The sequence below is a fragment of the Marinobacterium iners DSM 11526 genome, from assembly GCF_900107855.1.
GTDB classification, from domain to species: domain Bacteria; phylum Pseudomonadota; class Gammaproteobacteria; order Pseudomonadales; family Balneatricaceae; genus Marinobacterium; species Marinobacterium iners.
Genome location: NZ_FNRJ01000036.1, coordinates 1 through 6,498 on the forward strand (window position 1 = coordinate 1; position 6,498 = coordinate 6,498).

5 protein-coding genes and 2 pseudogenes are annotated in these 6,498 nt (G+C 43.2%); 6 read left to right on the top strand and 1 reads right to left on the bottom strand.

Going from position 1 to position 6,498, the window contains the following annotated elements:
• The 5 genes and pseudogenes from BLV48_RS19275 to BLV48_RS18455 all read left to right on the top strand — a co-directional run.
• Positions 1-280, top strand: a pseudogene (locus BLV48_RS19275) (IS91 family transposase); the annotation flags it as partial.
• A gap of 68 nt (positions 281-348) precedes the next feature.
• Positions 349-1,542 carry a hypothetical protein gene (locus tag BLV48_RS18435; protein ID WP_091828244.1) on the top strand — a complete coding sequence of 398 codons (1,194 nt, stop codon included), beginning with the start codon at positions 349-351 and terminating at the stop codon, positions 1,540-1,542.
• Positions 1,543-1,629: 87 nt separating this feature from the next.
• The gene (locus BLV48_RS18440) at positions 1,630-2,202 is read left to right on the top strand and encodes a hypothetical protein (RefSeq protein WP_091828245.1); all 573 of its coding nucleotides are present in this window, start codon (positions 1,630-1,632) and stop codon (positions 2,200-2,202) included.
• A gap of 154 nt (positions 2,203-2,356) precedes the next feature.
• On the top strand, positions 2,357-3,229 hold the full coding sequence (locus BLV48_RS18445; RefSeq protein WP_091828246.1) for a hypothetical protein: 873 nt from the start codon (positions 2,357-2,359) through the stop codon (positions 3,227-3,229).
• Between the two features lie 222 nt (positions 3,230-3,451).
• Positions 3,452-5,212 carry a DUF2326 domain-containing protein gene (locus tag BLV48_RS18455; RefSeq protein WP_091828248.1) on the top strand — a complete coding sequence of 587 codons (1,761 nt, stop codon included), beginning with the start codon at positions 3,452-3,454 and terminating at the stop codon, positions 5,210-5,212.
• Between the two features lie 506 nt (positions 5,213-5,718).
• Here the strand turns inward: BLV48_RS18455 and BLV48_RS18460 are convergent.
• Positions 5,719-6,153, bottom strand: a pseudogene (locus BLV48_RS18460) (transposase); the annotation flags it as partial.
• 90 nt (positions 6,154-6,243) lie between these two features.
• On the opposite strand from BLV48_RS18460, the gene BLV48_RS18465 reads away from it, so the two are divergent.
• Positions 6,244-6,498 (top strand): leucine zipper domain-containing protein (locus tag BLV48_RS18465; protein WP_139253982.1); only part of this gene is annotated, 255 nt, incomplete at its 3' end.

Here is a 6,498-nt window from a genome sequence, read left to right on the forward strand (position 1 = left end):
CGGGCTATACGCCCCGGCAGCCAGGAAGCGGCACCAACGGATGTTGGCGCAGCACGGTAATCTGGCGCGGATGAAGGTTCGAGATGCTGAGCCCATGGAGCAGGTGTTGTTGTGTTGTAAGGCCTGTGGTGCGCACGCTGAGTTGCTGAGACGACGTTGTCGCAAGGCTGTAAAAGGAATTTCCCTTATAAAGAGGGACGGTGTGTTGGTAGGGGGCGGCTATGTCCAACAAGGCGTTGAACGTGACCTTGAAAGGGGGAGTATCGGTGACTCATCATGAACTCTGTGCCAGCGTATATTTTTTTGCGCTTTCAGCGGCACGTTAACTAAACGTTAGGAGAAGTACACATGCATATACCGAGCTCGCGAGTACACGATGAAATGCGCTCCGAAAATGGCTCGGTGTGGTTTGTTCCCGCCAACGGTGGGGATGAAATAGCAATCCTTATCAAGGCACCAAGTGCCACATTAAAATCGCTTATAGCTGGTTGCGACTTGAATATTCTTTTCGGCAGGAAAGAAGAGTACTTGGCTACTGGGGTTAGAATATTCGATGTGCCTGACGCAGCACTACTCATCTCAGGGATACAGAAGCACGGAGAGGAACACGATTCTCTGTTGAAGTTTCTAACTGATAGAAAGGCACCGCTGTTTCTTTTCAATGAGATGGATGTCTGTTTGGCATGGACAACGCTGTCGATCTCACCTGACGAAGCGCTTCAAGCAAAGGAGCTAATTGGCACTAAGGATTCACTGTATGAGGGTCCATTTTCAGAAGAATGTAACCATGCGCTCGACTGTTTTTGCTACTCAGCAGATAGAACAAACTATCATAAGGGCGCCGTTGAGATACCATTGGTTGGTATTCTCCCTTCACTGGAGCAATGGCGCGCTACTAGAAACGTATTTGTTGGTTTTAGAGAGTCACACGATATTGTTATCGATGATAGAAACGAGGGAGAGATTTTCGAACGTGCCATCTGGGCATCTCTTGAATCCGTTTTTCCGCTAACTCTTCATAAAAGTCCTCAGGTAGAGATTGGGGAAAAATCACGCGAGCTTACGGATGTGCTGTCTTTTCATAAGTACGGAAACTTCTTAATTGAGGCAAAGGACTTATCCGTCCTCGAAGCAAATTTGGAACGCTCCCAGGAAAGGCGGATTAAAGGGGTACAAAAGCAAGTAAAAAAAGCGATAAACCAACTTGTAGGAGCTTCCAAAGCTATTGCACGCGGTGAGCGTGTCACCTCCGCGCAGGGAGAGGATTTAGCTCTGGTAAGAGATGAGCCCCCGCATTGTATTGTCCTCATTACGGAGTTAATGCCTTCGGGTGATTGGTCGGAAGTTGAGCGAATGCTCGTAGAAGCTATTCAGTCGACACAGGCCTTTTTTCATTTGCTGGACCTGCGAGAATTTATCTCGCTTCTTAAGGGCAGCTCTGGAAAACCGGAGCTTCTAGATTACAATTTGATTAAAAGATTCGAGCTCTTTGCAGAGAAGCGCACAGTTCACATCCGGAGCCAGCCTGCTCCTAACCAATAGCGTCACTCGGACGCACTAAAGTGCGCCGGTGCGCCTTGGCGTTATACGGTTTAGTAGAATCCCGCCACATGGAGGTTTACGCTTAGAATGTCTCGTTGGTTTGATTTTTCAAATGATGAATACCAGTTCCATGAATTGGGAGCGTTGAGGGCGAAATGGAGAAAAGTGCCTAGCCACGATGCTGTTAATGCCATCGCTGAAGCTCATCAATACTATGATTTCCTGAAGACAATGATTGTCGGTAGGGTCCAGAGCTGGTCTCATCCTGTTGATGATCGTGAGTCCTGGTTCAAACCAACCCCTTTGGTACTGTCTGCGCGCTCTGGCGCCATTTCAAGCTGCATCTCAGTCGGTTCATCCATCATCGAATGTGCTATGCGAGCACACGCAGAAAACAGAAAGCTCAGAGAATTAATGAAAAATAAACCTGAGCACCGAACTTTTGGAAAGGTTATCTACGCTTGGAAGAAACACGGCGTATATTCATCTGAAATTGCTACCGTAATTGATGATATTGAAAAGATTCACGGCAGGAGAAATGACATCCATTTATATGCTAGTTTCGGAAGAAGCTGGGAAGATGTAGTGAATGAGGAAACAGATATATTGGCAGCTATTGAAAAACTATTCGACTTTTTCCAGGGTCTTGATCCAGCATGAATAAACGTATAACAAAGCGTTCAACTTCGGCCAGCAAGCTGGCCTGGACCTCCAAAATGCTGCGCGTTTTTCCGGCCCGTTAACGCAGCGTTATTTTCAGTTGAGCTTCGGTTGTAATCAGGGTGACTCATAGAAAATAAGTAGAGTATTAACTATGGATAATATTGTGCGGGAAGTCCTTAAAACAAAAATTACAGGACTCAGAGCTACTGCCTTCCAGGAAGCGTTGGACAGAATTTACCATTGTATTTATGGTGAGGTAGGCTTTCAGAGAGTAAAGCAAAAACATGATGGTGGTTCAGACGGAATCGTTAACGGCGAGATAGTTTTAGCTGCCTATGCTCCTGAAAGATATAGTCTTAATGATTTTAAAAAGAAAGTTGGGGCTGACTTTGATTCCTATGCAAAGAACTGGGAATCTACCCATGGTAAATGGGAGGTTGTAACCAATTTAGAAGCAACAGCGCAGATGATCAAGTTTGTGAACGGACTCAAGAATGGATCGCCTATTATATGTATCGAGGGCTTATTGCAGAAAATTGATAGTCAAACATGGACGGTCAAAATGGCTATTTTTAGAGCGCTAAACATCCCTGACCATTATTTATCTAATGACGTAATATCCACAGTCATCGAAGATCTGATTCAAATAAGCGACAAAACTGATTCATTTGAACCATATGAAAAGCCCGCTTATATACAAGACAAAATTGAACTTAATGTCAGTGGAGAAAACCTCGATTCATTTTTGGATGAGTATGAAGAGTATTTAGCAATTTTTCCTTTAATATCTAGCATTATTAAATCAAGATCACAGCAAAACGTTTCTTCGATACGAAGCAAAGTTAGGTCTACTTATACATCCTTATCGGGTAGCTTTGAAAAAAGACTTAGCGAGCTTGTCAATATCATGTCTCAAGGAAAGACGCAGGACGATTACTATAGCCATAATATGCGTATCGTAATGGTCTATTTTTTTGAGCAGTGTTTGTTCGGAAAGAAACCGAAGTCAGAGGAACATGTATGATTAATGTGCATATCGAGATGGATTTGAATCAACACATTTCTGTTGTATCTGCGAATATTATTGATCTAGTAAAAAATGGAGATGAAATGATTTTAGAAACTTTAATGAGGAAGTTTCTGAAGAGGCATGAACTCTATACTCCTGATCAGTTCATGGAAGGACTTACGTTTTTATTTTCTATTGGTTGTTTAACTGTCCAAGAGTATAGGGTGATTTTAATTAATGTTTAAGCTAACTTCTTTGTCATCGCCGTCGGGGTTATTTGAGAAAATTATATTTAAGAACGGGCTAAATATAATTTTAGGAAGATATTCAAAATCCGGAAAAGACATTAACGGAATTGGAAAAACAACGATAATCAATCTTATTGATTATTGCCTTTTGGCCGATGGTGTTAAGTCTGAGCTATTTAAAGAAAAGTATGATTTTCTTAAGGGTGAAATAGTTAAGCTCGAGTTCGTACTTGGTGGGAAAATTTATTCCACTGAAAGGGGTTTTGAGGATAAGAAAAAAGTGCTTTTCTCAAGAGATGGAGAAGAGCCTAAAGAGTTTGTTGATAGTGACCTTCGGCTAATACTCGGCGCTGAAATTGGGAAAGGCCAGACTGGCATTTATGAGCCGATTTGGTTTAGAACGCTTATGTCATTTTTTGTGCAGAATGATCATAATTTTTCGCAAAGAGATGCAGCGAATGTCCTAAAGTTCACCATAGGCAAGCGCCAACCTGAACTATTCTCCTATATTTTTTTACTTTTGGGCATTGATAACAGCCTAATCTGGAACTTCGACAACGATACTGTTGAATTAAAGGGGTTGCGATCAGACCAGACTAGAATTAATAAGCAAATTGCAGAGCAAACTGGAAAATCCGCTGAAGATTTCAGGGGGGAATGCGAATTAGTTGCGAGAAAAATTGATAAGCTAGAAGATGGCCTGGATAACTATAAGTTCGATGAAAATGTTGCTAACTTAGAAGAAAAGCTGAAGACGTTTAGCGAAGAGATATCGTCTCTAAATAAACAGCATATATCTCTTGTAAGCAAGCACAGAAATATCCAAGAAAGCCTTCGCATTGATGTAGATGTAAATCCTGAAGAGATTTCTAGTTTTTACTCGGAAATTCATTCTGAATTTTCAAACTTTATAAAGAAGAGCCTTATAGACGTAATTGATTTTAGGCAGGAAATATCTACAAACAGGCGAAAATTTCTTAAAGAGCGAGAGGTGCTTTATCAGGTGAGATTGGCCGAGCTAAAGGATAAGCTGATTGCACTTGAAACAGAGCGCTCCAAAGTATTCAAAATGCTAGATGAAAAGTCAGCTTTTGATGCGTTAAAGGCTGCCTACAATAACCTTGTGGAAGAGAAAGCTCGTCTTTCAGGTCAGCTTACTTATATTGACCAGCTGGATCAAATAGAAGAAGCAATTGCCAGAACGAAATCCAACGTGAGCTCAACGGTAGCAAAGCTTGTATCTGAAAAGAATGAAAACCTACAAGTAGTTGATAGAATAAAGAGCACATTTCTAGACTTGGTAGAAGGTTCAGTAGATATAGATAGCTCAGATGTCAGTCCTTATTTCAATATAGAGTTTAAGTCAAACCAAAAAAGCCCAATAAAATTATCGCTGGAGGTTCCGAGGGGTAGTTCTTTAGGAAAAGGCCGCTTCAAAATATTAGCTTTTGATTTTACTGTGTTTATTACTTCTGTTTTAAGGCGGAATAACTTTCCAAGCTTTCTAATACACGATGGTGTCTTTCACGCTATCGCGCACAAAACAAGAATCAAATATCTAAATTACATCAACACCAAATTAGACGAGCTGGGTGATGTTCAATATATTGTTACCGTAAATGAAGATGAAATAATTTTTCCGGAAAGCGAGGGCGTTGCTGTAGATTTGAGCTTTAAGCTTGAAGATAAAACATTAATTACACTCGAGGATAATCCTAATCATATGTTTTTAGGAAAGGAGTTTGGGTGATTCTAAGAATAACGAAGTGCATCAGCGGAGAACATAACACATATGAGCCGCCTCGGAGTCAATAGGTAAAACTGCTCTCCTGGCCGCGTTAGCGGCCAGTCTGTTGTCCATCAGCAAGATAGACTGCTTCATCTGTCATCGTGGTTGCCAGGCGATAGCCTGCAACAAACACATATCGGGGCTCTCTTATCTCATGCTCAATGAGCGCCTGCTGATTTCAGCTTCCGTACTGACAGCAGGGGCACCAGACATTCATCGGTTAACCTGTTGCTGGCACTATTCAAGGCATCGGGCTTAACGCCAGTTAGTTTCAGGCTCAGTACAGGTGCAAACCATCTTGCTGATGGTGGTGCGCGGCGGCAAGATGTCTAATCAAAGCGCTCTGGCTAGGGCCGTGTGCCAGAAGATGGGGGATTCAGCTCATTATGGCTAAGGGTAATCCAATCTTCATTTGAGCATCAGCCAGGGGGTTCCAGTTAGACGTTCAGCTCACCTTGCTCCGCGACTTAACCGGCTAGGAAACGTTTCTCATCGAACACCTTTTGATTTTTCAGCATGTAGTACACACAGCGTCCAATTTTATGCGCCAGGGCGGAGAGTGCTTTGGCTTTGCTCATGCGCTTTTGTAGTTTCAGCAAGTAAGCTTTTGCTTTGTCGTTACCACGCAGGTACAGCACAGCAATTTCGCCAAAGGCCCACTTTAGATGCGCATTGCCGATTTTATTGCCCTGAGTGCCGTAGCTTTTACCCGCTGATTCAGCTTTACACTTAATGAGTCGGCTATATGAGGCAAAATCCTGCACGGTGTTAAAGCGACTAATGTCGCCCACTTCGTACAGGATTGTCAGTGCCAAAATGCTACCAATGCCAGGAAAGCTGGTGAGTATGTGGTAATCACGGCCGTTGTGATGCTTGGCATGCTTTTCAATAAAGTACTCAATGGAGCTAAGTGTGGGTGCTAAGGAGGTTGTTCACGCCGGTTAAGTTCGAGATGCTGGTTATCGCCAAACAAACAGCACAGAACAACCGACATGAACAACCCCCATAAGAATGCACGAACCACGCCCCATATTCGAGCCCTGATCGTTGATCGCGCCATACGTCAGCAACAATCCATCAAAGATATCGCCCACACGTTCGGCATCAGTAGGCGCACGGTGTATAAGTGGCTTGCTCGCTATCGAGAGGCTGGTGACGCTGGTCTTGAGTCAGCATCCAGCCGCCCCCACGCCTCACCGAGGCAGATGCCGAAACAGTGGGTTGAGCTGATTCAGAAGATGCGCCTG

Coding starts and splice junctions, on each gene's coding strand:
- BLV48_RS18435 (WP_091828244.1), top strand. CDS start 349: ATGCATATACCGAGCTCGCGAGTACACGATGAAATGCGCTCCGAAAAT.
- BLV48_RS18440 (WP_091828245.1), top strand. CDS start 1,630: ATGTCTCGTTGGTTTGATTTTTCAAATGATGAATACCAGTTCCATGAA.
- BLV48_RS18445 (WP_091828246.1), top strand. CDS start 2,357: ATGGATAATATTGTGCGGGAAGTCCTTAAAACAAAAATTACAGGACTC.
- BLV48_RS18455 (WP_091828248.1), top strand. CDS start 3,452: ATGTTTAAGCTAACTTCTTTGTCATCGCCGTCGGGGTTATTTGAGAAA.